The 26,029-nt window shown below is 64.0% G+C and carries 21 protein-coding genes and 1 tRNA gene; 10 read left to right on the top strand and 12 right to left on the bottom strand.

From position 1 onward, the window contains the following. Positions 1-40: 40 nt before the first annotated feature. The 5 genes from HDG39_RS11915 to HDG39_RS11935 form a co-directional block, all read right to left on the bottom strand. Positions 41-820, bottom strand: a complete 780-nt coding sequence (locus HDG39_RS11915; RefSeq protein WP_184006143.1) for an amino acid ABC transporter substrate-binding protein — start codon at positions 818-820, stop codon at positions 41-43. A gap of 265 nt (positions 821-1,085) precedes the next feature. Then, a complete protein-coding gene (gene boxA / locus HDG39_RS11920; RefSeq protein WP_184006145.1) occupies positions 1,086-2,324 on the bottom strand; it encodes a benzoyl-CoA 2,3-epoxidase subunit BoxA in 1,239 nt (412 codons plus the stop codon). Positions 2,325-2,381: 57 nt separating this feature from the next. Further along, the gene (gene boxB / locus HDG39_RS11925) at positions 2,382-3,809 is read right to left on the bottom strand and encodes a benzoyl-CoA 2,3-epoxidase subunit BoxB (RefSeq protein WP_184006147.1); all 1,428 of its coding nucleotides are present in this window, start codon (positions 3,807-3,809) and stop codon (positions 2,382-2,384) included. Between the two features lie 98 nt (positions 3,810-3,907). Then, positions 3,908-5,587, bottom strand: a complete 1,680-nt coding sequence (boxC, locus tag HDG39_RS11930; protein ID WP_184006149.1) for a 2,3-epoxybenzoyl-CoA dihydrolase — start codon at positions 5,585-5,587, stop codon at positions 3,908-3,910. A 114-nt stretch (positions 5,588-5,701) separates the two neighbouring features. Then, positions 5,702-6,700 (bottom strand): helix-turn-helix transcriptional regulator, encoded by a 999-nt coding sequence (locus HDG39_RS11935; RefSeq protein WP_184006151.1) that lies wholly within the window; start codon positions 6,698-6,700, stop codon positions 5,702-5,704. 239 nt (positions 6,701-6,939) lie between these two features. On the opposite strand from HDG39_RS11935, the gene HDG39_RS11940 reads away from it, so the two are divergent. The 5 genes from HDG39_RS11940 to HDG39_RS11960 all read left to right on the top strand — a co-directional run bounded on the left by HDG39_RS11940 (position 6,940) and on the right by HDG39_RS11960 (position 12,603). Continuing rightward, positions 6,940-7,407, top strand: a complete 468-nt coding sequence (locus tag HDG39_RS11940; RefSeq protein WP_184006153.1) for a DUF4863 family protein — start codon at positions 6,940-6,942, stop codon at positions 7,405-7,407. 59 nt (positions 7,408-7,466) lie between these two features. Continuing rightward, a complete protein-coding gene (locus HDG39_RS11945) occupies positions 7,467-9,053 on the top strand; it encodes a benzoate-CoA ligase family protein (RefSeq protein WP_184006155.1) in 1,587 nt (528 codons plus the stop codon). Between the two features lie 11 nt (positions 9,054-9,064). After that, entirely contained in the window at positions 9,065-9,925 is an 861-nt protein-coding gene (locus HDG39_RS11950) for an alpha/beta fold hydrolase (RefSeq protein WP_184006157.1), read from the top strand. 120 nt (positions 9,926-10,045) lie between these two features. Beyond that, positions 10,046-10,357 carry a hypothetical protein gene (locus tag HDG39_RS11955; RefSeq protein WP_184006159.1) on the top strand — a complete coding sequence of 104 codons (312 nt, stop codon included), beginning with the start codon at positions 10,046-10,048 and terminating at the stop codon, positions 10,355-10,357. Between the two features lie 128 nt (positions 10,358-10,485). Next, positions 10,486-12,603, top strand: coding sequence for a phosphocholine-specific phospholipase C (locus tag HDG39_RS11960; protein ID WP_184006161.1), 2,118 nt, complete (start codon positions 10,486-10,488; stop codon positions 12,601-12,603). Between the two features lie 108 nt (positions 12,604-12,711). Here HDG39_RS11960 and HDG39_RS11965 read toward each other — a convergent pair whose 3' ends face one another. Next, positions 12,712-13,092, bottom strand: a complete 381-nt coding sequence (locus HDG39_RS11965) for a DUF5594 family protein (RefSeq protein WP_090800962.1) — start codon at positions 13,090-13,092, stop codon at positions 12,712-12,714. A gap of 49 nt (positions 13,093-13,141) precedes the next feature. After that, the gene (locus HDG39_RS11970; protein WP_184006162.1) at positions 13,142-14,806 is read right to left on the bottom strand and encodes an acyl-CoA synthetase; all 1,665 of its coding nucleotides are present in this window, start codon (positions 14,804-14,806) and stop codon (positions 13,142-13,144) included. Between the two features lie 321 nt (positions 14,807-15,127). On the opposite strand from HDG39_RS11970, the gene HDG39_RS11975 reads away from it, so the two are divergent. Further along, a complete protein-coding gene (locus tag HDG39_RS11975) occupies positions 15,128-15,994 on the top strand; it encodes a hypothetical protein (protein WP_184006163.1) in 867 nt (288 codons plus the stop codon). A gap of 10 nt (positions 15,995-16,004) precedes the next feature. On the opposite strand, the gene HDG39_RS11980 is transcribed toward HDG39_RS11975, so the two are convergent. Beyond that, positions 16,005-16,913, bottom strand: coding sequence for a LysR family transcriptional regulator (locus tag HDG39_RS11980; RefSeq protein ID WP_184006164.1), 909 nt, complete (start codon positions 16,911-16,913; stop codon positions 16,005-16,007). A gap of 126 nt (positions 16,914-17,039) precedes the next feature. On the opposite strand from HDG39_RS11980, the gene HDG39_RS11985 reads away from it, so the two are divergent. From HDG39_RS11985 to HDG39_RS35830, 4 genes are all read left to right on the top strand, one after another. Beyond that, positions 17,040-19,160, top strand: coding sequence for a 3-hydroxyacyl-CoA dehydrogenase NAD-binding domain-containing protein (locus HDG39_RS11985; RefSeq protein ID WP_184006165.1), 2,121 nt, complete (start codon positions 17,040-17,042; stop codon positions 19,158-19,160). Positions 19,161-19,190: 30 nt separating this feature from the next. Then, positions 19,191-20,399 carry an acyl-CoA dehydrogenase family protein gene (locus HDG39_RS11990; RefSeq protein WP_184006166.1) on the top strand — a complete coding sequence of 403 codons (1,209 nt, stop codon included), beginning with the start codon at positions 19,191-19,193 and terminating at the stop codon, positions 20,397-20,399. A gap of 12 nt (positions 20,400-20,411) precedes the next feature. Beyond that, complete coding sequence (locus tag HDG39_RS11995) at positions 20,412-21,563, top strand: acyl-CoA dehydrogenase family protein (RefSeq protein WP_184006167.1); 1,152 nt, start codon at positions 20,412-20,414, stop codon at positions 21,561-21,563. Between the two features lie 361 nt (positions 21,564-21,924). Beyond that, positions 21,925-22,179 (top strand): hypothetical protein, encoded by a 255-nt coding sequence (locus HDG39_RS35830; RefSeq protein ID WP_409259165.1) that lies wholly within the window; start codon positions 21,925-21,927, stop codon positions 22,177-22,179. 223 nt (positions 22,180-22,402) lie between these two features. On the opposite strand, the gene HDG39_RS12005 is transcribed toward HDG39_RS35830, so the two are convergent. The 4 genes from HDG39_RS12005 to pheT form a co-directional block, all read right to left on the bottom strand. Further along, positions 22,403-22,479: transfer RNA gene (locus tag HDG39_RS12005), tRNA-Pro, on the bottom strand. Positions 22,480-22,554: 75 nt separating this feature from the next. Continuing rightward, complete coding sequence (locus tag HDG39_RS12010) at positions 22,555-22,971, bottom strand: MerR family transcriptional regulator (protein ID WP_184006169.1); 417 nt, start codon at positions 22,969-22,971, stop codon at positions 22,555-22,557. A gap of 43 nt (positions 22,972-23,014) precedes the next feature. Next, positions 23,015-23,425 (bottom strand): integration host factor subunit alpha, encoded by a 411-nt coding sequence (locus HDG39_RS12015; RefSeq protein ID WP_026225933.1) that lies wholly within the window; start codon positions 23,423-23,425, stop codon positions 23,015-23,017. Positions 23,426-23,494: 69 nt separating this feature from the next. After that, positions 23,495-25,930 (bottom strand): phenylalanine--tRNA ligase subunit beta, encoded by a 2,436-nt coding sequence (pheT, locus tag HDG39_RS12020; protein ID WP_184006170.1) that lies wholly within the window; start codon positions 25,928-25,930, stop codon positions 23,495-23,497. Positions 25,931-26,029 lie beyond the last annotated feature (99 nt).

The following is a 26,029-nucleotide window of genomic DNA, read 5'->3' on the forward strand; positions in this document are numbered from 1 at the left end:
TTTTTAATGTGGATTTATCCGCGTCAACCTCGGCCGACGGTCAATGAAACACGTCCCGACCGAAGTACTTCAGCGAAATCCGCTGATACGTACCGTCCTTTCTCATGCCGGCGAGCGCGTCGTCGATCGCCAGGCGCAGCTTCGGATTGCCCTTGCGGATCAGTACGGCCGACTTGTCGCTGCTATCGGGCGACGTATCGACCGCGACGACCTTGATCCTCGCGCCGGGCTCGCGCTTCCTGTAGTCGAGAAACGACAATGAATCGTTGATGGTCGCATCGACGCGGCCCGCGACGAGCAGATCGATCGATTCGTCGAAGCCCTGCGCCGGAATCACCTGCGCGCCGTGCGCGGCCGCGATCCTGCCGACGTTGCTGGTCAGCGTATTGGCCGATTTGCGGCCCTTCAGATCATCGAAAGACCTGATCGTCGTGTTGTCCGATGCGACGATCAGCACCGCGTGCGACGTGATGTACGGGTCCGAGTAATCGTATTTGAGCTTGCGCTCGTCGGTGATCGCGACCTCGTTGATCACCGCGTCGTAGCGATTGACGTCGAGACCGGCGATCAGTCCTTCCCATTTGCCTTCGATGAATCGCGGCTTGACGCCGAGACGCCGCGCGATCGCGCTCCCAAGCTCGACGTCGAAGCCGGTCAGCTTGCCCGCGTCGTCGTGGTAGGTGAACGGAGCGTACGTACCTTCGGTGCCGATCCGGAACACGCCCGATGCCTTGATCCGCGCGAGATCGTCGGCACTAGCCGGATGCGCGAGTGCTGCCTGCAACAGCGCAATCATCGCAAGTGAACGAATCGGCTTCATCGGACGGCTCCGTCTGAGTGGCTGCGCAAGTGGCGGACTGCCGCGTTTGGCGGGGAGTGCCGGCGTGCGGCCGACTGTAGCAAACCGTCCGCGATTTTAAAAGCGCTTCGCGCGCGGTGCGTCGATCCGCACAGGTCAGCCGCGGCACTGTTCCGTCAGGCATATGGCGCAGACAAAAAGGCCCCGCAAGCGCTCATGCTTTCACGAGCCTTTGCGGAGCCTTTTCGCGGAGCTTTCGGTGTGGGTTGGCGTGTCGGCGCGCCGCTCAGTACGTCTCCAGATGCAGCCGCCCTTCCCGCTTCAGCTTCGCCCACAACGCTTCCCAATCGAGCTGATGCTGCTCGCCGATATCCTTGAGCGCCTGCAGCACACCGTCCTCCATGCCCTTGAGGCCGCACACGTAGATATAGGTGTTGTCGTCCTTCAGCAGGTTCGCGACGTCGGCCGAACGTTCGCGCATTGCGTCCTGCACGTAGCGCTTCGCATGTCCCGGCGTGCGCGAAAACGCGAGCGTGGTGTCGATGAAATCCTTCGGCAGATTCGTCAGCGGTCCAAAGTACGGCAGTTCCTCCTTCGTGCGCGCGCCGAAGAACAGCATCAGCTTGCCGGTCGCGCCTTTGAGGCGCTTGCGGCGGCGGTACTCGGTCATCGCGCGCATCGGCGCGGAACCGGTGCCCGTGCAGATCATCAGCAGATGCGAGTTCGGATGATTCGGCATCAGGAAGGCGCTGCCGAACGGACCGATCACGTTGACCACGTCGCCCTTCTTCAGATCGCACAGATAGTTCGAGCACACGCCGTCGATCGCGTCGCCGTGCTGCTGCGACACCCGCTTCACCGTCAACGACACGTTGTTATAGCCGGGCCGCTCGCCATCGCGCGGACTCGCGATCGAGTACTGGCGCGCGTGATGCACGCGGCCGTCGGCAGCAGCTCCCGGCGGCAGAATGCCGATCGACTGGCCTTCGAGCACCGGAAACGGCATCGAGCCGAAATCGAGCACGATGTGATGGATGTCGCTCGACGTCGCGCTGTCGGTGAGCCGGTAGTTGCCGACCACGGTCGCGGTGGTCGGCGCCTTGTGCGTGTAGAGATTCACGTACGGCTTCGCGGCAGACCACGGTGGCACGACAGCGCCGCGCACGGTATCGACTTCGAAGCCGTCCGCTTCGGCGGAGCTGTCGCCCGAAGCGGAAGCGGCCCTCGCTTCTTCAGCCGGCACCGCCATCGTGTTCTGCTCCGGCAACACGTCCCACGTAAACTGCTCGTCGATCGGATACGCGTCGGTCTTCAGCACCGTGCGCCAGTTGTCGATCGCGCCGGTCGGGCACGGCGGCACGCAGGCCATGCAGCCGTTGCAGACGTCGGCCTTCACGACGTAGTTGTTGGCGTCGTGCGTGATCGCATCGACCGGACAGGTCTCTTCGCAGGTATTGCAGCGAATGCAGATCTCCGGATCGATCAGATGCTGCCGCAGAACTTCGACCGATACTGGGCCGTTCATGACTTCCTCCACCTGGATACGGCGAGCGCGTAGCGCGCCTTTCGTGCTTCGCCTGCTTCAGTTGAAGCGCACGTATTCGAAATCGACTGGCTGACGGTTCACGCCCATCGCGGGCGGCGCGATCCAGTTCGCGAACTTGCCCGGCTCGGCGACGCGGCCCATCAGCGAAGCGACGAACGCGCGATCTTCCGGCGTGGCGAGCCAGTTCGCTTCGTTGGCGGCCCATTCGGCTTCGCTGAGCACGCGGCCGTCCGGCGACACCCGCGTGCCCGCGAACGTGCCGATCTGCCGGTTGAACGCCTTGTGCGGCACCGTCATGCGAAAGTCGATGCCGGCCTTCTCGAGCACCTTGTTCCAGCGCCCAACGCCCGCAATCGAGTCCTTGATGTAATCGTCGCGCAGCACTTCGTTCATCGCGTTGAGCATCGGCACTTCGCGCTCGACGAGCTTGCCGTCCTGCACGTCGAGCAGCTTGTAAGCATGCTCGTTCAGGCGATGATCGTCGTCGCGCTTGCCTTCCTCGTAGCGGCCCTTCAGGCCCGAGCTATAGAACGTCGCCGCGTTCGACGAATGATCAGCGCCGAACAGGTCGATCGTGACCGAGTAATGGAAGTTCAGATAGCGCTGGATGGTCGGCAGATCGATCACGCCGGCCGCGCGGATCTTCGCGACGTCGTCGGTACCGAGTTCGTTCATCACCTGCGCGGTACGCTGGATCACGCGCGACACGCCCGATTCGCCGACGAACATATGATGCGCTTCCTCGGTCAGCATGAACTTCGTCGTGCGCGCGAGCGGATCGAAGCCCGACTCCGCGAGCGCCGACAACTGGAACTTGCCGTCGCGGTCGGTGAAGTAGGTGAACATATAGAACGCGAGCCAGTCCGGCGTTTTCTCGTTGAACGCGCCGAGAATGCGCGGGTTGTCCTCGTCGCCCGAGCGACGGTCGAGCAAGGCTTCGGCTTCCTCACGACCGTCGCGGCCGAAGTAGCGATGCAGCAGATACACCATCGCCCACAGATGGCGGCCTTCCTCGACGTTGACCTGGAACAGGTTGCGAAGATCGTACAGCGACGGCGCGGTCAGACCGAGGTGACGCTGCTGCTCGACCGAGGCCGGTTCCGTATCGCCCTGCGTGACGATGATGCGGCGCAGGTTCGCGCGATGCTCGCCGGGCACGTCCTGCCACGCGGCTTCCCCCTTGTGTTCGCCGAAGCGGATCTTGCGATCCTGCTCGCCCGGCGTAAGGAAAATGCCCCAGCGGTACTCGGGCATCTTCACGTAGTCGAAGTGCGCCCAGCCGCCCGCATCGACGCTGACCGCGGTGCGCAGATACACGTCGTACCCGTGCGAGCCTTCCGGGCCCATGTCGCCCCACCATGACAGAAAGTTCGGCTGCCATTGTTCGAGCGCGCGTTGCAGCGCGCGGTCGTCGGCAAGGTTGACGTTGTTCGGAATCTTTTCGCTGTAGTTGATCGAGGACATGGTCGGTTCCCTGGGTCAATTCCCTGTTCGGAAGCTGCAGTGGCGAGAGGCGCGTATCGGCAGGCGGCGTCGTTCAGTCGGAGTGAGCGCGGCGCATCTCACACGCGCGACACATCGAATTGCGCCTTGCTGCCCTTGCCGTACACCTTGAGCGCACCCTTCTCGCCCACTGCGTTCGGCCGGTTGAAGATCCAGTTCTGCCAGGCGGTGAGACGGCCGAAAATGCGCGTCTCCATCGTCTCCGGCCCATTGAAGCGCAGATTCGCTTCGAGGCCGGTCAAGGCATCGGGCGACATTGCCGCGCGTTCTTCGAGCGCGATGCGGATTTCGTCACCCCAATCGATGTCGTCCGGCGACGCGGTGACGAGACCGAGGCGCTCCGCGTCGAGCGCCTTGACCGGCTGGCCGATCAGCGCGCGCGCCGCGTCGAGCGGCTCGGCTTCCTCGTAGAAGCGCCGCGCGAGCCGCGACTGATGCGTGACCATCGGATACAGGCCGAAATTGACGTCCGACAGCGTGATCGCCGGCTCCTCGTCCTCGTTGTCGGGCAGCGCGGCCATGTAGGTGCGATCGGCGGCGAACGCGAGTTCCGCGAACGTGCCGGCGAAGCATGAACCCGGCTCGATCAGCGTGAAGATGGAGCGCGACGACACGTCGAGGCGCGCGAGCGTGCGGCGCAGCATGCCGATCGTTTCGCGCACGAACCAGTGATCCTTGTGCTGCAGTAGCGTCGCGTCGACTGCGAGCAGGTGTCGCGCGTCGCCTTCGGTCTTGAACACCCAGGTGCCGATGTCGAGCGCGTTGGTGCGCATCGAGAGGATCGCGTCGTCGAGTTCGCGGGCGAATTGCAGCGGCCACCAGTTGGCGCCCGCCGCGACGATCGCGGCGAGGTCGGTCGGTTGCTCGGTGCGCGGCGCGCGCGCGGTGAAGGTCGCCATACGTTTCGCGCGATCGATCGTGACGTCGACCGTCTGATAGCTGAGGCCAGCTTGGCGATCCGTGCGTTCGATGCGCGTGAGCGCGACGCCGTGCCCATCGGCCGGACGATCGCTGTGCGCGCCGAGTTCGAGCGCGCGCGCCTGAATGGCCTGCTCGAACTGATTCGGCTTCACGACTTCGTCGACGAGGCGCCATGCCTTCGCGCGTTCGCCGCGCACGCCCTCCACCACCGTGCAGAAGATATCCGCGCGATCGTGGCGCACCTTGCGCTTATCGGTCACGCGCGTGAGTCCGCCGGTGCCGGGCAGCACACCGAGCAGCGGCACTTCCGGCAGCGACACCGAAGAGGAACGATCGTCGATCAGATAGATTTCATCGCAGGCGAGCGCGAGCTCATAACCGCCGCCCGCGCACGCGCCGTTCACCGCGGCGAGAAACTTGAGACCCGAATGGCGCGACGAATCTTCGAGCCCGTTGCGCGTTTCGTTCGTGAACTTGCAGAAGTTGACCTTCCACGCGTGCGACGACAGCCCCAGCATGAAGATATTCGCGCCCGAGCAGAACACCCGGTCCTTCAGGCTCGTCACCACCACCGTGCGGACTTCCGGATGCTCGAAGCGAATGCGCTGAATCGCGTCGTGCAGCTCGATATCGACGCCGAGATCATACGAATTGAGCTTCAGCTTGTAGCCGTCGCGAATGCCGCCGTCCTCGGCGATGTCGATGCCGAGCGTCGCGACTGGACCATTGAAACTGAGCTTCCAATGCCTGTACTGCGACGGGTCGGTGCGATAGTCGACCGGCGCGGCCTGAGCGACGGCAGTGGGTACTGTGGACATGGGGCGTCTCCTGACTGGACGATGCAAACTGTTTTTTGAACAATAGTGCATCGTCATACCAGCGTAAAGCACTTTAGTGCATTTTTACGGGGAAACCCTGGCGCCCACGATCGGTCAGTTCACGCGGGCCTCGTCGGGGGCTTCCGCCGCGAGACGCGCGGCGAGACGGTCGCGCAACTGCAGGTACGCATCGGCGAGCGTCTTTTCGCTGGTGTCGAACGTCATGTCAGCGCGCCCGTACAGCTCGGCGCGCCCGGCGAGGATGCGCTTCAGGTCGTCCATCGCCTCGCGGTTGCCGGACATCGGCCGCAGATCGCCTTGCGCGACGACGCGGCGCATATGTTCCTCGGGCGTCGCCTGCAACCACACCGTGAAGCAGTGCGACAGCAGCATGTTGAACGTGCCCGATTCCGACACGAGCCCACCCGGCGACGCGATCACCGCGCGCGGATGCTCGTGGATCACCGCCTCGAGCGCGCGATGCTCGTAGCGTCGATACGCGCTCGCGCCGTACAGCGAATGGATCTCCGACGGCGGACAGCCCGCGAGCTGTTCGATCACCCGCGTGAGCTCGATGAACGGCACCTTGCGCTCCTGCGCGAGCATGCGCCCGAGCGTCGACTTACCCGCGCCGCGCAGGCCGATCAGCGCGATGCGGTCTCTGCGGTGCGGATCGCGCGGCGCCTGCGCGAACATCTCGGCGAGCGCGATGCGCGCGCGCTGCAGTGCCGCCTGGTCGCGCCCCTGCAGCAGCTCGCGGATCAGCAGCCATTCGGCCGACGCGGTGGTTTCGTCGCCGATCACTTCGGCGAGCGGGCAGTTCAGCGTGGCCGCGAGCTGCCGCAGCACCAGCACCGACGCATTGCCGACGCCCGATTCGAGGTTCGCGAGATGGCGCTCCGACAAACCGGTTTCGGCCGCCAGCGTCTTGCGTGTCATGCCGCGGCGCGCGCGCAGCAAACGCACACGCTCGCCCATCGCGGTCAGGAACGGATCGCGTTCTTCGCGCTCGCCGCCACGTTCGGCCGTGCGTTGACCCGCGGGCTCGGTGCGTTCGGCGCGGGCCGCGTCGTCGGTTTCGTCCAACGGTGCGGGAGGGTACTTTTGATTCATGTTTTGCGACCTCGTGATTACGATACATGTACTATAGTGCTTGACATGCACCCGGTGAACGGTTTAATTTTCGCCAAAAGCTGATCCAATCACAAACACAGTCGCGCGCCGCCTTGGCATTCCGGCCGCGTCACGGAGACGGCGCCGCAATACGCATGCACCAAAGTTCCGGCGGCCGGCGATCCGGCGGCCGGCCTTCCGGACATCCGGCCTGCGTGAGCGCGCTTCTGGAGGCTCGCATGTCCCCACAGGAATTCCAGCGTCTGATCGCAGGCGTCACTGCGCAACTCGCCGGGCGGCCGCTCGACGCCGCGCTCGCGGACTGGCTGAACGACACCTGGCCTGCCGGCAGTCCCACCTTTCACGAACTCGCGAACGCATGCCGCAGCGGCGTCGCCGAAGGCTGGCTGTGCAACCGCGAGGCCGGCGGCATCCGCTACGGCCGCATCTTCAAGGCGCTCCCCGACACGCACGGCTTTTCCGTCGACGTCGTCGACATGCAGGACATTGCCGGTCCGCACCACGCCCATCCGCACGGCGAGATCGATCTCATCATGCCCCTCACCGACGGCGCGACGTTCGACGGACATCCGGCCGGCTGGTGCGTGTACGGCCCCGGCTCGGCGCATCGTCCGACCGTCGCGAACGGCCAGGCGCTGGTGCTGTATCTGCTGCCGCAAGGGGCGATCGAATTCACGCGCGCGTGAGCCGCGAGCGGATCACGATCACACAAGAGCCGGACCGTGTCCACGGATGGAGGAGACATATGGAAGCCCTGCTGGAAACTAGCGCGCGCGAGCCGGTTGCGCCGCCGCCCCCACTGTTCAACTTCGCGAGGCATCTGTTCCAGTTGAACGAAGCGCGCGCGAGCAAAGTCGCCTATATCGACGACTACGGCACGATGACCTACGGCGAACTCGAACAGCGCGCGCGGCGTTGCGCCAGCGCACTGCGTGCGCTCGGCGTGCATCCCGAGGAACGCGTGCTGCTCGTGATGCTCGACACCGTATCGCTGCCGGTCGCATTTCTCGGCGCGCTTTACGCCGGCATCGTGCCGGTCGTCGCGAACACCTTGCTGAGCGCCGCCGACTATACGTACATGCTGACGCACAGCCACGCGCGAGCGGTGATCGTATCGGAACCGTTGCTACCTAACGTGACGGAGGCGCTGCGCAGCATCGACGACGGCTGCCAACCGATCGTCTCCCAGACTCACGCCTCCACCGAAGCGCCGCTCGCGGCGCCCCGCTTCGAAACGCTGGTCGACACAGCGCTACCTGCCGTCAAAGGCTGTGCAAGCAACGCGGACGACATCGCGTTCTGGCTCTATTCGTCGGGCTCGACCGGCAAGCCGAAAGGCACCGTCCATACGCACGCGAATCTGTACTGGACCGCCGAGCTGTATGCGAAGCCAGTGCTCGGCATCGTCGAGAGCGACGTGGTGTTTTCGGCGGCGAAACTGTTCTTTGCATATGGGCTCGGCAACGCGCTGACGTTTCCGCTGTCGGTCGGCGCGACCGCGATCCTGATGGCCGAGCGCCCGACCGCCGACGCGATTTTCGCGCGCCTCGTCCAGCATCGCCCGACCGTGTTCTACGGCGTGCCGACCTTGTACGCGAACATGCTGGTGTCGCTCAACCTGCCCGCGCGCGCCGACGTCGCGATCCGCGTGTGTGCGTCGGCCGGCGAGGCGTTGCCACGCGACGTCGGCGAACGCTTCACCGCGCATTTCGGCGCCGAGATTCTCGATGGCATCGGCTCGACGGAAATGCTGCATATCTTCCTGTCGAATCGCGCTGGCGAAGTCGAATACGGCACGACCGGGCGCCCCGTGCCGGGCTACGAAGTCGAGTTGCGCGACGAGGCCGGGCGGCCGGTGCCCGATGGCGAAGTCGGCGATCTGTTCATCAAGGGGCCGAGCGCGGCGCTGATGTACTGGAGCAATCGCGAGAAAACGCGCGCGACGTTTCTCGGCGAATGGATCAGAAGCGGCGACAAATATCGGCGTCTCACGAACGGCTGCTATGTTTACGCGGGCCGCAGCGACGACATGCTGAAGGTGAGCGGCCAATATGTGTCGCCGGTCGAGGTCGAGATGGTGCTCGTCGCGCATCCGGCGGTGCTCGAAGCGGCGGTGGTCGGCGTCGATCATGGCGGGCTCGTGAAAACGCGCGCGTTCGTCGTGCTCAAGCGCGACTTCATGCCGTCCGACCTGCTCGCCGAGGAACTGAAGACCTTCGTCAAGGAACGGCTCGCGCCGCACAAGTACCCGCGCGATATCGTGTTCACCGACGATCTGCCGAAGACCGCCACCGGCAAGATTCAACGCTTCAAGCTACGCGAACAGTCATAGGTGATTCATTGATGCAGAACCGAGGTACCGCCCCTGCCACGTCCTCCGCGAGTGCCGCCAGTTGCTTTGCCGAACTGCCGGCGAGCGCGTCGCATGGATCGCTGCGCATCGAGTACCGCTGGGTCAACGAGCAGGCGAATGCTCAGCAGGACGATTCGCCGATCGCGGTATTCCTGCACGAAGGTCTCGGCTCGATCGCGATGTGGCGCGACTGGCCGCAGACGTTGTGCGCGCGACTCGGCATGCGCGGGCTCGTCTATTCGCGGCCAGGCTACGGACTCTCGACAGCACGTGTGCCTGACGACAAATGGCCGGTCGATTTCATGACCGCACAGGCGCGCGACATCCTCCCCACCCTGCTCGACGCGCTCGATATCGACCTGCGCCAACGCCAACGCATGTGGGTGATCGGTCATAGCGACGGCGGCTCGATCGCGCTGCTGTATGCGGCGCTGTACCCCGATGCGCTCGCGGGCGCGGTCGTGATCGCGCCGCACGTATTCGTCGAAGACATCTCGGTGCAAAGCATCGCCCAAACGAAGCAGCTTTACGAAACCACCGATCTTCGCGCGAAGCTCACCCGCTATCACGCGGACGTCGATTCCGCGTTCTACGGCTGGAACGATATCTGGCTCGACCCTGCGTTCAGGCGGTGGTCGATCGTCGAGGCGCTCGCGCCGATCCGTCGACCGCTGCTAGCGATCCAGGGCCACGACGACAACTACGGCACGATGGCGCAGATCGACACGATCGCCGCGCGCGTGCCGCACGCGCAACTCGTGAAGCTCGACGCATGCGGACACTCGCCGCATCGCGACGCGCCCGCCGCGCTCGACGACGCCATCGCGGCATTCGTGCGCGCACAACGATAGGCGGCGTCCGTCTGTTACCGATACTTCATAAAAATTACACGGATCGGCGATTATGCTGCTGCATCGCTGACCTCGGCACCTCGATGGCGAGGCATCCCTTCCCCGTCCGGAGACAGTGCCATGCCCTTCGTGTCGAAGCCGATTCGTGCGCCCCGTCGCAAACGTTTGACGGGCGCCATCGCGGTGATCACGCTGTGCGCGCTAGCGGGAGCGTGCAGCGACGACGCCCCGCCCGCCAACACGAATACCATCAGTTCAACCGAGCATTCCGCCGCTAACCCCGGCGACCCATCGATCGCCCCGCCGCCGCCGGACTCCGCGCCGCCGACGCTGACGATACAGACACCGGCGGCACCCGCATCCGAAGCCGGCACGGCGCTGTCCGCCATCTCGCCGCCGCTGGCCAGCCCCGTCATTCATACCGTCGATTGAGAATCGCGCCGCGCGCGGCGGCTAGCCCGCCTTCGCACGTCCGACGCAGCATCGCCGTTTCAGTACCGCAATTCGTCGTTCCCGTGCCTTTTCCTCCACCGAAGATCAAAGCCACCACCGCCCCAACCATGACTTCAAACAATCGTCGTGATTTTCTGCGCTCGGCCGCGCAAGCCGCCGGTTCCTTCACCGCATTGAGCATGCTGCCGCCGGGCATCCGCAATGCGCTCGCGATTCCGGCCAACAACCGGACCGGCACGATCCGCGACGTCGAGCACATCGTCGTGCTGATGCAGGAGAACCGTTCGTTCGACCACTACTTCGGCACGCTCAAAGGCGTGCGCGGCTTCGGCGACACGCGCGCGATCAACCTCGCGAACGGCCAGCCGGTGTGGTATCAGCCGCAGACCGCCGATGCCAGCGGTGCCAGCTACGTGCTGCCGTTCCATCCGGGCGCGCCGAACCTCGGCCTGCAATTCCTGCAGGATCTCGCGCACGACTGGGGCTCCACGCACGCCGCATGGAACGGCGGCCGCAACGATCAGTGGGTACCGTCGAAAGGCGCGACCACGATGGCCTACCTGACGCGCGACGACATCCCGTTCCACTATCAGCTCGCCGACGCATTCACGATCTGCGACGCCTACCACTGCTCGCTGATGGGCCCGACCGATCCGAATCGCTACTACATGTGGAGTGGCTGGGTCGGCAACGACAGCAGCGGCGGCGGTCCGGTAATCGACAATTCGGAACTCGGCTACGGCTGGTCGACCTACCCCGAAGTGCTGCAGAACGCGGGTATCTCGTGGAAGATCTATCAGGACATCGGCACCGGGCTCGACGCGAACGGCTCGTGGGGCTGGACGCAGAACGCGTACATCGGCAACTACGGCGACAACTCGCTGCTGTATTTCAATCAGTACCGCACCGCGCAGCCGGGCAACCCGCTATACGACAACGCGCGGACCGGCACCAACGCGGCCAACGGCGACGGCTACTTCGACATTCTGAAGCGCGACGTGCAGAACGGCACGCTGCCGCAGGTGTCGTGGATCGTCGCGCCCGAAGCATACAGCGAGCATCCGAACTGGCCGACCAACTACGGCGCGTGGTACATCGATCAGGTGCTGCAGATCCTCACGTCGAACCCGGACGTGTGGAGCAAGACCGTGCTGCTGATCAATTACGACGAAAACGACGGCTTCTTCGATCACATCGCGGCACCGTTCGCGGCCGCGTCGAGCGCGAACGGTCTGTCGACCGTCGATATCACGCACGAAATCTATGCGGGCGATCCGAAGAACGTCGCCGGGCCCTACGGGCTCGGACCGCGCGTGCCGATGCTGGTAGTCTCGCCGTGGTCCAAAGGCGGCTACGTGTGCTCGGAAGTGTTCGACCATACGTCGGTGATCCGCTTCATCGAAAAACGCTTCGGCCAGCAGCACAATCTCGGCGAATCGAACATCACGCCGTGGCGTCGCGCGGTGTGTGGCGATCTGACCTCCGCGTTCGACTTCGCGAATCCGAACGCGTCGGTGCCGTCGCTGCCGGGCACGAGCGGCTACGTGCCGCCCGACCAGAACCGTCACCCGGACTACGTGCCGCAACCGCCGACGGTGCAGACGGTGCCGAAGCAGGAAGCGGGCGTGCGCCCGGCGCGCGCGTTGCCGTACGAACTGTTCGTGCGCGTCGACGAAGGCTCGAACGGCAAGCTGACGATGCGCTTCGTCAACACGGGCCGCGCGGGCGCGGTGTGCCTCGTGTACGCGGCCAATAGCGCCGACGCGCCGCGCAGCTATACCGTCGAAGCGGGCAAGCATCTGCAGGACGCGCTGCTGCTCAACGCCGACGGCAGCTACGACTTCAGCGTGCACGGGCCGAACGGCTTCCTGCGCCGCTTCGCGGGCAAGGTGGTCGCACGGAACTGGTGGAAGGGTTCGGACACCGCACGGCCGGCCGTCGCCGAAGGCTACGATGTCGCGAACGGCAATCTGCAACTGCGGCTCGAGAACGTCGGCAGCGCGCGTTGCCAGTTCACGATCGTCAACGCGTACGACGCGAGTCATGTGATCAAGCATTCGGTACGCGGCGGCGACACCGACAATCTGTACCTCGATCTGCGCAAAGCATACGGCTGGTACGATCTCACGATCACCGTCGATACGGACCCGACGTTCGCGCGCCGCATCGCCGGTCATGTCGAGACGGGAAACAACAGCACGAGCGATCCGGCGCTGGGCGGCTGAGCGTCGCTGTAACCCAACGCTGTAAAAGCAACGGCCGCTGGCTCTTCGAGCACAGCGGCCGTTTTTTATCCGGCTCTCGAACGCGAACCCGCAAACGCGCGCGCGCGTCTACGATTCGAAATCGAGCCCGCCGATCAACGTAACCGGCTCACCCTGCGTGTGCGTGGAGAAATCGAGTTCGCGCGCCTGGGTCCACGCATTGAGCTTGCGCGGCAGCGCGGCCAGATATCTGGCGAAACGCGTCGCGCCCTGCTCGCCCATCAGCCTTTCTATTTCGTCGCTGTCCCAGGTCAGATACAGGTTCAACGGATGCGGGTAATGACCGAGCTCATCGAGCGGCGTGGCGTGAATCCGCACGCGGGTGGGCTGACCCTGTTCGCCATGCGGCAACACGTCGGTGTGCACGGTCTTTGCGATACACGCGGCGATCGCCTCGGCAATGCGCGGCGCGAACTCCTGGTCGAAACGCATTGCACTCTCGGGGCGCATCCAATCTCTCCGCTGTGATTCCCATCGTGGGTTGGTCATCGTAGCAGACTCAGTTTTTCGCCGGTGAAATCGCGTCCGGGCCGTGCGTCACCGCCTCGCGCAGCGTCTTGCGGATCACCTTGCCGGTGGCCGTCATCGGCAGGCTTTCGACGAAGCGAATCTCGCGCGGGTATTCGTGCGCGGCCAGACGCGTCTTCACGTGCTGCTGGATCTCGCGCACGAGCGCATCGTCGCCGACGAAACCCGCTTTCAGCACGACGAACGCCATCACGATTTCGGTGCGCTCGCGATCGGGGGCGCCGACCACGGCCGCCATCGCGACGGCCGGATGACGCAGCAGCGAATCCTCGATCGATGCCGGCCCAATCCGGTAACCCGCGCTCGTGATCACGTCGTCGCCACGGCCGACGAAGCGAATGAAGCCGTCCGCGTCGCGCGTGCCGAGATCGCCGGTCAGCAGAAACCTGCCGCGGAATTTGTCGTTGGTGGCCGCAACGTTGCGCCAGTAGCCGAGAAACATCACCGGATCGGGCGCCGCCACCGCGATTTCGCCGATCGCGCCGGGCGGCAGTTCGTGGCCGGCGGCATCGACGATCGCGACATGGTGCCCCGGCACCGCGCGCCCGATCGCGCCGAAGCGCGGCTCGAACAGCGCCGCGCACGACGACACCACGACGTTGCACTCGGTCTGCCCGTAGAACTCGTTGATCGTCACGCCGAGCGCGTCGCGCCCCCAGCCGATCAGTTCCTCGCCCAGCGATTCGCCGCCGCTCGCGACCGATTGCAACGCGAGACGCAAATGAGCGGGCCGCTCGACACCGCGCATCATCTTCAGCGCGGTCGGCGGTAGAAACGCATGGGAGACCGCGTGACGCGCGAGCAGATCGAATGCGGCGTGGCCGTCGAATTTCGCAAAACGGCGCGCCAGCACCGCGACGCCGTGATGCCACGATGGCAGCAGCACGTCGAACAGCCCGCCGATCCACGCCCAGTCAGCGGGCGTCCACATCAGCGTCGCGCGCGCGGGAAAGCCCTGCTGCGACATCTCCACGCCGGGCAGATGCCCGAGCAACACGCGATGCCCGTGCAACGCGCCCTTCGGTTTTCCGGTCGTGCCCGACGTATAGATGATGATCGCCGGATCGTCCGCGGCGGTATCGACCGGCGTGAACTCAGCGCAAGCGCTATTCAACGCCTGCCAGAACGACCGCACGGGCGCATCCGATGCTTCGTCATCCCGCTCGATATCGACACTGAACACGTGTCGCAACTCGGGCAGCGCGCCGCGAATTTCGTCGATCTTTTGCACGCCGGCGTGATCGGTGATCAGCGCGACCGCAGCGCTGTCGCCGAGCCGATGCTCGATCGCGTCCACGCCGAACAGCGCGAACAGCGGCACCGCGACCATGCCGGCCTTGTAGGCCGCGAGATGCGCGACGGCCGTTTCGATCGACTGCGACAGGAAGATGCCGATGCGCTCGCCGCGCCCTGCGCCCGCCGCGAGCAGCGCATTGGCGACGCGGTCGGACAGGGCTTTCAGTTCGTCGAACGTATAGCGGGTCGCGCGGCCGTCGGCGTCTTCATAGATCAGTGCAAGACGCCCCGAGCCATCGGCCCACTTGTCGCATGTGTCGACGCCGATGTTGTAGCGCGGTGGAATGCGCCACGCGAATCGGGCCGTGAGCGAATCGTAAGTCTCGCCGTCGAGGTTCATCGTGTCTCCTGGATATCGCCGTTGTCGCTGCATGGCATGATGCATGGTCCTTCGCTTGCTGCCTCTGCGCGCATGGCCGGTGTTCCGCAGTCTAGCCCACGACCTTGCGCACTCAGTTGATGCATTGCCGTGCGCAACTGAATTCGCCAGATACGACATAGTCCCGCTCATAATCGCCGACTCGATGCGCTGAACTCAACGTTTTGCGACAACTCCTGTGCGATTCAAGCCCTTTACATCTGACCTGTGCCGTGCCCGTCTAGGATCGTTACACAGGTTCGGCGCGCATGTTGCGCCGCACGATCGCTACCTGGATGACATATGCGCAAGGCAAGATTTGCATCGTTCTGGCATGGCCCGGAACTTTCTCCCTACGAGATCGCCTGTCTGAATTCGTTCACGCTGTATGGCAGCGAGGTCGCGCTCTATAGCTACGAGCCGATCGACGCTCTGCCGCCCGGCGTGATCGCGAAGGACGCGACCACGATACTGCCGCGCGACTCGCTGAACGACTTCCCGATTCACGGCGTGCCGTCGATGCAGCATTTCACCGACTATTTCCGCTTCGTGATGTTCACGAAGACCGATGAGATATGGGTCGATACCGACATGCTGCTGCTACGCGATTTCGATCTCAACGCCAAGGGCGATCTGATCGGCCGGGAATCCCAGTCGAGCATCTGTAATGCGATTCTGAGGCTCGATCCGAATCAGCCGCGCTTGCACGAGGCCATCGAACGGGTCGAAGCGATGAAAGGCACGGCACTGAAGTGGGGCGACACGGGCCCGCGTCTGTTGACCGCCGTCTACGGCGTGAAGGCCGGTCTTCCCGAAAGCCTGTTCTATCCGGTGCACTTCAACGATTACTACAAGGTATTCCTGCCGCGCTATTTCGACGAGTGCGCGGCGCTCTGTTCCAATGCGTACACGCTGCATCTGTGGAACAACCGGGTGGTCAAGATGGGCCTGTTCAAGCGCATCGGCCCCCCCGTTGGGTCGTTCCTGCACCATGTGTTCGAGCAAACCGGCGCCAACGCGCTGTTTCGCGAGTTTTATCCGGCGAGCGTGATGCAGGCGATGATCGACAACGCGGTGGGCAAAGTCGGTAGCGACGAAGGTGTGCGCAAGCTGCTGCGCGTCGGCGTGCCGATGGTCACGACGGCCATCGCGCGCAGACTCGGCGCCTGAGTTCGCAGCTTCAGTTCGCGCCGCCCCTGTCCGAGCCCTGCGCCTGCTCCAGCACGAAGTCGATGAACGTCGCCGCCGCGCGCGTGTGATGCCGGTTCGGCATGTACAGCATGTACATGTGCGTGCCGAAGATGCTGAGCCGCCAGGCATCGAGCGCGGTCAGCACGGCGCCGAGCTTCAGATCGTCCTGCACCACGTAGTCGGGCACGAGTCCGACACCGAGACCGGCCAGCACCGCCTGGCGCAAAAATAGAAAGTTTTCCGAAATAATCGTCGGTTCGAGCAGGACTTCATGACGCTCGTCGCGCAGATACGCGGCGAGCCGCAACTGCTTGCCGATCACGGCCGCGGTAATCAGCGGCGCGGTGCGCAGGTCGTCGAGCGTCGCGGGCAGGCCGTGTGTCCGCGCGAATTCGGCGGATGCGCAGGCCACGTACCGGACTGGCCCCATGTCCCGCGCGACGAGGTTTTGCGGCGGCTCCGACATCACGCGCACCGCGATGTCGATCTCGTCGCGCATCAGATCCTCGACGCGGTTCTCGAACATCACATCGAGCACGATCCCCGGAAACAGCCGCTTGAACGCGATCAGCCAGTCGGACATCACGAGCTGGCCATAGCCGCTCGGCACGCTGAGCCGCACGCGCCCCTGCAGGCTCTGGCCTAGTGTCGTCACCGACTCGCGCGCGGCCAGCAGCGCGTTGCGGATCGTGCGGCCGTGCTCGTAGAGCCGCAGACCGATCTCGGTCGGCTCGACGCGACGCGTGGTGCGTCGCACCAATTGCAGGCCGATCGAGCGCTCGAGCTGATTCAGGTGATAGCTGACGTTCGCGCGGCTCATCTTGAGCCGGCGTGCCGCTTCGCTCAGATTGCCGGCGTCGAGGGTGTCGACGAGCAGGGTCAGCGAGTTGACGTCCATCGTCCAGTCTTTGTCAAAATAATTTTGACAGTCTGTCAATCGACGATGTAATTGTCAATGAACGTTGACCACTCCAGAATGGGACGATCCGGCGCGCCTAGCCATCCTCAATCGGAGACACCTACGATGACCCTTTCTTCCTCAGCCGACGTCGTCACGCGCGAATTGCACGGCAAGGTCCTGCTCGTCACGATCGACCACGCGCCGGTCAACGCGCTATCCGCCGACGTGCGGCGCGGCCTGCTGGCCGCGATCGAAGCCGCCGACGCCGACCGCGCGGTCGAAGCCGTGCTGATCGTCGGCGCGGGGCGCAACTTCATCGCCGGTGCCGATATTCGCGAGTTCGGCAAGCCGCCGGTGCCGCCTTCGCTGCCGGACGTGTGCAACAGCATCGAGGCATGTACGAAACCCGTGATTGCCGCGCTGCATGGCGCCGCGCTCGGCGGCGGGCTCGAAGTGGCGCTCGCCGCGCATTACCGGATCGCCGTCGACGGCGCGAAGCTCGGCCTGCCCGAAGTGCAGCTGGGCCTGCTGCCTGGCGCGGGCGGCACGCAACGCACGCCGCGTCTGATCGGCGCGCCGGCGGCGCTCGATCTGATGCTGAGCGGCCGTCACGCGAGCGCGAAGGAGGCGCTCGCGCTCGGCCTCGTCGACCGTCTCGGCGACAGCGGCGACATCCTCGCCGAAGGGCTCGCCTACGCGCACGAGCTGCTCGCCGCGCGCGCGCCGGTACGCCGCACGCGCGACGCCGCCGCATTGAACGATCGCGCGGCGAGCCGCGCCGCCGCCGCGAAAGCGCGTGACGAAACCGCGAAGAAAGCGTGCGGCCTGTTCTCGCCGCTGAAAATCGTCGATGCCGTCGAAGCCGCGATCGAACAGCCCTTCGAGGAGGGCTTGATGCTCGAACGCAAGCTGTTCCTGCAATGCCTCGACAGCCCGCAGCGCGCCGGCCTGGTTCACGCGTTCTTCGCCGAGCGCGAAGTGCTGAAGGCGCCCGAAACGCGCCACGCGAAAGCGCGCGCGCTCGAGGCGATCGGCGTGATCGGTGGCGGGACGATGGGCGCGGGCATTGCGGTCGCAGTGCTCGACGCGGGGCTGCCCGTCGTGCTGATCGAACGCGACGAAGCGGCGCTCGCGCGTGGCCGCGCGCACATCGACAAGGTCTACGACGGGCTGATCGCCAGGGGCCGCCTCACCGCTGAGAAGAAAGCCGCGACCATGGCGCGCTGGAGCGGCAGCACGTCGTACGATGCGCTTGCTCACGCCGACCTCGTAATCGAAGCCGTGTTCGAGGACCTCGACGTCAAAAAGGCCGTATTCGCCGAGCTCGATCGCGTCTGCAAGTCCGGTGCGGTGCTCGCGACCAACACGTCGTATCTGGACATCGACGCGATCGCAGCCAGCATCTCGCGCCCCGCCGACGTAATCGGCCTGCACTTCTTCTCGCCCGCCAACATCATGAAGCTGCTCGAAGTCGTGGTGCCGAAGCAGGTCAGCGCCGACGTCGTCGCGACCGCGTTCGAGTTCGCGAAGAAGCTGCGCAAGACGCCGGTGCGCGCCGGCGTGTGCGACGGCTTCATCGGCAATCGCCTGCTTGCCGTGTACCGCGCCGCCGCGGACGCGCTGATGGAAGACGGTGCGTCGCCGTATCAGATCGACGCGGCGGTGCGCGCGTTCGGCTTGCCGATGGGCCCGTTTCAGGTGGTCGACCTCGCGGGCGGCGACATCGGCTGGGCGGCGCGCAAACGCCGCGCGGCCACGCGCGACCCGAACGCGCGCTACGTGCAGATCGCCGACCGCCTGTGCGAGCGCGGCTGGTTCGGCCAGAAGACCGGCCGCGGATTCTATCTGTACCCCGAAGGATCGCGCGGCGGCATGTCCGATCCTGAAGTCGAGACGATCATCGACGCCGAGCGTGCGCGCGCGGGCATCACGCCGCGCAGCTTCACCGACGAGCAGATCATGCGCCGCTATCTGGCCGCGATGATCAACGAAGGCGCGAACGTCGTCCACGAAGGTATCGCGCTGCGCCCGCTCGACGTCGACGTGACCCTGCTGTACGGCTATGGCTTTCCGCGCTACCGCGGCGGTCCGATGAAATACGCGGATAGCGTCGGCCTGCCGATGCTTCTCGCCGACATCCGCGAGTTCGCGAAGGAAGACCCGCTGTTCTGGCGGCCGTCGCCGCTGCTCGTCGATCTGGTCGAGCGCGGCGCGGATTTCGCGAGCCTGAACACGACGGCCTGAACCACCACGAACACTGACGGAACGACTGCGATGGATCTGAACTACACCTCCGATGAAGAAGCGTTTCGCGCCAGCGTGCTGGCGTTTCTGCGCGACAAGCTCGCGCGACGTCTCGCCGGCAAGGTGCACGGTGGGCAACGTCTGACGCGCGACGACATGGCCGGATGGCACGCGATTCTGAACGCGCAAGGCTGGCTCGCGAATCACTGGCCGAAAGAGTACGGCGGCCCGGGCTGGAGCGCAGTGCAGAAATTCATCTTCGAAAACGAATGCGCACTCGCCGGCGCGCCACGCGTCGTGCCGTTCGGCGTCAACATGCTCGGGCCGGTGCTGATCAAGTACGGCAGCGAGGCGCAGAAGCGTCACTGGCTGCCGCGCATTCTCGATGGTTCCGACTGGTGGTGCCAGGGCTATTCGGAGCCGGGCGCGGGCTCCGATCTCGCGTCGGTCAAGACGACGGCACTGCGAGGCAAGGACGCGCAGGGCGAGCACTACCTCGTCAATGGCCAGAAGACGTGGACCACACTCGGTCATTACGCGAACATGATCTTCTGCCTCGTGCGCACCGCGACCGACGTGCGCAAACAGGAAGGCATCAGCTTTCTGCTGATCGACATGAATACGCCGGGCGTCGAAGTCCGGCCGATCATCACGCTCGACGGCGAGCACGAGGTCAATGAAGTGTTCTTCACCGACGTGCGCGTGCCGGTCGGAAATCTCGTCGGCGAAGAAAACAAGGGCTGGACCTACGCGAAATATCTGCTTACGTACGAGCGCACCAATATCGCCGGCGTCGGCTTTTCCGTCGCCGCCTTCAACCGTCTGTGCAAGATCGCCGCGACACAGCTGCGCAATGGCCGGCCGCTCGCCGAGGATCCGGCGTTCGCGGCGCGCATGGCGCGCGTCGAGATCGATCTCGAGAACATGAAGACGACCAATCTTCGGGTGATCGCCGCCGTGGCGGGCGGCGGCGTGCCCGGTGCCGAGAGTTCGATGCTGAAGATTCGCGGCACGGAGATCCGTCAGGAGATCTCGTCGCTGACGCGGCGTGCGATGGGCGCTTATGCGCAGCCATTCGTCGAGGAAGCGCTGCACGAAGGCTTCGACGGCGTGCCGGTCGGCCCCGACGAAGCCGCGAGTGCCGCGTCGCAGTACTTCAATAATCGCAAGCTGTCGATCTTCGGCGGCTCGAACGAAATCCAGAAGAACATCATTTCCAAAATGATCCTCGGACTGTAAGAGGCGCACGTCATGAATTTCCAGCACACTGAAGAGCGCCGCATGCTGGCGGATACGCTGAATCGGTTTATCAGCGAGCAGTACGGCTTCGCGACGCGCGATGAAATCGCACGCTCGAAGCAAGGCTTCAGCACCGAATTGTGGGTACGCTTCGCGGAGCTTGGCGTGATCGGCGCACTGTTCGACGAAGCGAGCGGCGGTTTTGGCGGCGGCGGGTTCGATATTTCGGTGGTGTTCGAGAGTATCGGCCGCGGGCTCGTCGTCGAGCCGTTTCTCGATACGCTGATCGTCGGCCGGGCGATCGCTCGCAGCGGCAGCGACCTGCAGAATGCGGCGCTGGGTTCGTTGATCGACGGCTCGCGGATCGTTGCGCTCGCGCATGGCGAACCGGACAGTCATTACGAACTCGCTCGGGTCGCGACGACGCGCGCGTGCCGCAGCGTAAATGGCAACGGCGGCGTGTGGACGTTGCACGGCGCAAAGGCCGTCGTTCAGCATGGCGAGCATGCTCAGGTGTTCCTCGTCTCGGCACGCACGAGCGGCGAGGACGATGCCGAAGCCGGCATCACGCTGTTTCTGGTGCCGAGGGACGCGACAGGTGTGAGCGTGCGCGGCTACCGCAAGATCGACGGAGGACGCGCGGCCGAAGTGACGTTCGACGACGTCACGCTCGGCGACGACACCGTGCTCGGCTCAGTGGATCAGGGCTTTGCGACGCTCGAATATGCGGTGAGTTGCGGCGTGCTCGCGCTGTGCGCGGAAGCGGTCGGCGCAATGGACGTCGCGAAAGACTACACGCTCGACTATCTGCGCACGCGCAAGCAGTTCGGCGTGCCGATCGGCAGCTTCCAGGCGTTGCAGCATCGCATGGCCGATTTGCTGCTCGAAATCGAGCAGGCGCGCTCGGCGGTGATCAACGCGGCGGCGGCGCTCGACGGTGAACGAAACGCGCGCGAGCGCGCGGTGTCGGCGGCGAAGTACAGCATCGGCCGGATCGGCACGCGAGTCGCGGAGGAATGCATCCAGTTGCACGGCGGGATCGGTATGACGTGGGAACTGCCGCTCGCGCATTACGCGAAGCGGCTCGTGATGATCGATCATCAGCTTGGGGATGAGGATCATCATCTGGAGCGGTTTGTGGCGTTGGGGGCTCAAGGGCGGTGATTCGTGTGCGCTTGCGAATGCGAACGCGTGCCGGTGACAAGTCCGCTAGATTGCACTCGCCTGTTCTTGAGGAGCTGAACGTGCCAAGCGAATCAAAAAAGTTGAGCGATGCCGGATGGACTGCATTGCGGATGCGCGAGGGCGCTGTCCTTCGCTACGACAACGACGTAGCGAACAATTGCACCTCCGGGATAGGCGCGCTTGCGCATTTTGGCCGATGCACCAATGACGAAATGCGGCGACCGGTGACCTTGGCAGAGGTCAACGCTTAACTCGCAACAAGGGTTCGTGCCGCGGAAGGTGCCGTATCAAAAGCTGAGTTACGGATCATGAGCTAACGCAGCAGCGGTTCGACGCTCTCGTGAGCTATACCTATAGCACAGGCGCAACCGGCGCCCGACAGGCATTAGCGGTAGCAAATCGTGGGCAAAACGATGAAGTCGCAATCGAGATGGCACGCAACGTCTATGTACATCCTCACGATTGCGCGTGGCTCGATCAGATCGTCGCGGAGCAGAAGCTGGAGCAGGTCGTCAAGGGAGGGCAAGGCCGCGGTGTCGGCGAGTTGCAAAGCGGCGATCGAGAAGAGGCTCACCGCGTGGAAAACGCGCCGTGACGCCAACTGCAAAAAATCGGCTTCGCGAGAATGGGGCGGCGGGTCGATGCTGCCCACGGCGGTCGCGATGTGCAAGACAGCCGAAACCGAGCGCATGAGCAAAGCAATCGAGGCTTCGGGATGCCGATGAGCGTGGGCGAAGCGTTGACGGTTGGAAACGCTGCCCCGCGCGACGGGCAAGAAAAAAGGACTTACGGCTTTCACCGTAAGTCCTTGATTTCTTTGGTCGGGGCGAGAGGATTTGAACCTCCGACCACCTGCACCCCATGCAGGTACGCTACCAGGCTGCGCTACGCCCCGAACAGAAAAAAATTATAACAGACACTTCATTCGATTAGAACCGTCCGACCCGAACAAAGCGAACAAGTCCATGAATTAGTGGCCCAGCAGATCGATTACGATTTGCAGTTCCTTGCGCAACTTCTCGACATCGAGCGCAACCGTTGCCGCCGATGCCTGCACCTGACCCGCGACTCCGGCGGCAGCCTCACCCTCTTCGACCACCGCATCCGGCCCACCGCCGCCATGCGAATCGAGCCGGTTGCGCGCCCCGTTGATCGTAAAACCCTGCTCGTACAGCAACTCTCGAATCCGCCGGATCAGCAGCACCTCGTGATGCTGATAATACCGACGATTGCCGCGCCGCTTGACCGGCCTCAACTGGGTAAACTCCTGCTCCCAGTAACGCAGCACGTGAGGCTTTACACCGCAAAGTTCGCTGACCTCACCAATCGTGAAGTACCGCTTCGCCGGAATCGGAGGCAAGACGACTTTTTCGATCGTCGCTGTCATCGTCAGTTAGCCGTGATGGGTTGCCCGAAAGCGCGCCAGTCAATCAGCGCGCGAAGCTCGCTTCGGCGCCGTTTTCGACGAGCGCCTTCAGCTTTTGACTTGCATGAAACGTCACCACGCGACGTGCCGCAATCGGAATCGCCTCGCCCGTCTTCGGATTTCTGCCGGGACGCTGCGGCTTGTCGCGCAACTGGAAGTTGCCGAAGCCCGACAGCTTCACGCTGTCGCCGCTCTCGAGCGCATCGCGGATCACCTCGAAGAACGCCTCGACCATGTCCTTCGCTTCCCGCTTGTTGAGCCCGACATTGTCGAACAGCAACTCGGCAAGTTCCGCCTTGGTGAGTGTCGGCGTTTCATTGGAAACGACGGCGGATGATGTCGGAATATCTCGAATCATGGCGCTGCGTTGCGCCGTAAGAAGGGCTTCGAAATCACTCGAGTTCATTTCATTCATATCTATCAAATGGCGCGCCAAGCGTAAAACAATGGATGCGGAAACAGCCGTGCAATTGTTGAATGCGGGTTATCCGCGCAACCGTGCGCCATATACTCGAGCTAGACGTTCCACCAGAGTTTGAATAGCCAGATCGACCGTTTCATCCTGAAGGGTTCCGCCAGTATCTTGCAAGGTCACCCGGAACGCAAGGCTTTTCTCGTGCGCGGCCAGACCACCGGAAGTGTTTGATTTTGGACGAAATTCGTCGAAAAGTGCAACCTTCTGGACAGCCTTGCAGGCCGGTTCGGACTGGGCCTTCTGAAGCTCGTCGAGCAGCGCCTGAACCTCGATTTTCTGATCGACGACCACCGCAATATCACGTCGTACCGGCGGGAATTTTGAAACTTCCGACGGAATCGGCAATACCCGTTGCATTAATGCTTCCGCTTCGATTTCAAACAGAATCGGCGCATGCGGCAAATCATATTTTTGCATCCAGCGCGGATGCAATTCGCCAATCCAGCCCACTGCGCGACCATTCAATTCGATAGTCGCGCTGCGTCCCGGATGCAGCGCCGGATGCTCGGCCTGTACGAACCGCGCGATCGCCGGTGCGACCAGCGCTTCGAGGTCACCTTTCACGTCGAAGAAGTCGACGGCACGCGTCGGTGCGCCCCACTGCTCGTCGAGCGCGGGCCCATAGGCGAGCGCGCCGATCATCTTCGGCTGCGCGAAACCTTCGACGGTCAACTCGCCGGCCTTGATCGACGGATCGTGCAGGAACACCCGACCTGCTTCAAACACGCGCACGCGGTCCGCCGCGCGACGGTTCAGATTCGTGCGCAACACATGAATCAGACTGCCGAACAGCGTCGTGCGCATCACCGACAGCTGGCTCGCGATCGGGTTGATCAGACGCACGGGGTTGCTGTTGCCTGCGAAGTCCTGCTCCCACTCCGCGTCGACGAAGCTGAAGTTCACCGTTTCCCCGTAGTCGCGCGCGGCGAGCGCATGACGGATCGCGTGGATGGAGCGTTGCGTTTCGTTGGTCGCGCGCATTTCGCTGGTCGCGACCGGCGGGCGCGCCGGAATCTTTTCGAAGCCGTGGATACGCGCGACTTCTTCGATCAGGTCCTCTTCGATTTCGATATCGAAGCGGTACGACGGCGGCATCACCGAGAACGTATCGCCGTCACGCTCGAACGAGAGGCCAAGGCGCGTGAAGATCTGCGCGATTTCATCGACACCGATCGCGACGCCGATGATGCGGTTCGCGCGCGAAACGCGCATCTTCACGGGCGCGCGCTTCGGCACGTTGACGATCTGATCGTCAACCGGACCCGCTTCGCCGCCGCAGATGTCGAGGATCAGCTGCGTGATGCGCTCGATATGATCGACGGTCGTCGCGTAGTCGACGCCGCGCTCGAAGCGATGGCCTGCATCGGTCGAGAAGTTGTACTTGCGCGAGCGACCACGAATGCTGTCGGGCCACCAGAACGCGGCCTCGAGATAGATGTTGGTGGTGTCGAGCGTGACCGCGGTGCTGTCGCCGCCCATGATGCCCGCGAGGCTTTCGATATGCTGCTCGTCGGCGATCACGCCGACCGTTTCGTCGAGCTCGACCGTGTTTCCGTTCAACAGCTTCAGCGTTTCGCCCTTACGGCCCCAGCGTACGTCCATGCCGCCGTGGATCTTGTCGAGATCGAACACGTGCGACGGACGCCCCAGCTCGAGCATCACATAGTTCGAGATGTCGACGAGCGCGGAAATGCTGCGCTGGCCGGAGCGCTCGAGACGCTCGACCATCCATTGCGGCGACTTCGCGCGCGCATTGACGCCGCGGATCACGCGGCCCGAGAAACGGCCGCACAGATCGGGCGCCGAGATTTTCACGGGCAGCGTTTCGTTGAGTGTGACCGGAGCCGGCGTGATTTCGAGCGGACGCAGCGGCGCTCCGGTAATCGCCGACGTTTCTCGCGCGACGCCGAATACCGACAGACAGTCGGCCTTGTTCGGCGTCAGCTTGATTTCAAAAACGGTGTCGTCGAGATTGAGTGTCTCGCGGATGTCCTGGCCGATCGGCGTTTCTTCCGGCAGGATCATCAGACCGCTGTGGTCTTCGGAGAGCTTCAGCTCGCGCGCCGAGCACAGCATGCCCTGGCTTTCCACGCCGCGCAGCTTCGACAGCTTGATCGCGAACGGTGCGCCACCCTCTTCGGCCGGCGGCAGTTGCGCGCCGACCAGCGCCACCGGCACCTTGATGCCGGGCGCAACATTCGGCGCGCCGCACACGATGTTCAGCGTCGCGCCGGTGCCAGCGTCGACCTGACACACGTTGAGCTTGTCCGCATCCGGGTGCTTGACGACTTCCAGCACCTGGCCGACGACGATCTTCGAGGTCGGCGGTGCGGCCGGCCGCAGGTCTTCGACTTCGAGACCCGCCATCGTCAACGCGTGCGACAACTCGTCCGTGGTCAGTTGCGGATCGACAAAAGTTCTGAGCCAGGATTCCGGAAATTGCATGGTTCTGTGTACGTTGTGATCAGGTTAGGTCCACGTCCGGCAGATGCTTCGTAAAGCCCGGTGGTCTTGCGCCGGTTCAGCGAGCTCTGCCGGGGACGC

This window comes from Paraburkholderia lebeckiae, assembly GCF_014201005.1.
Lineage (GTDB): Bacteria > Pseudomonadota > Gammaproteobacteria > Burkholderiales > Burkholderiaceae > Paraburkholderia > Paraburkholderia tuberum.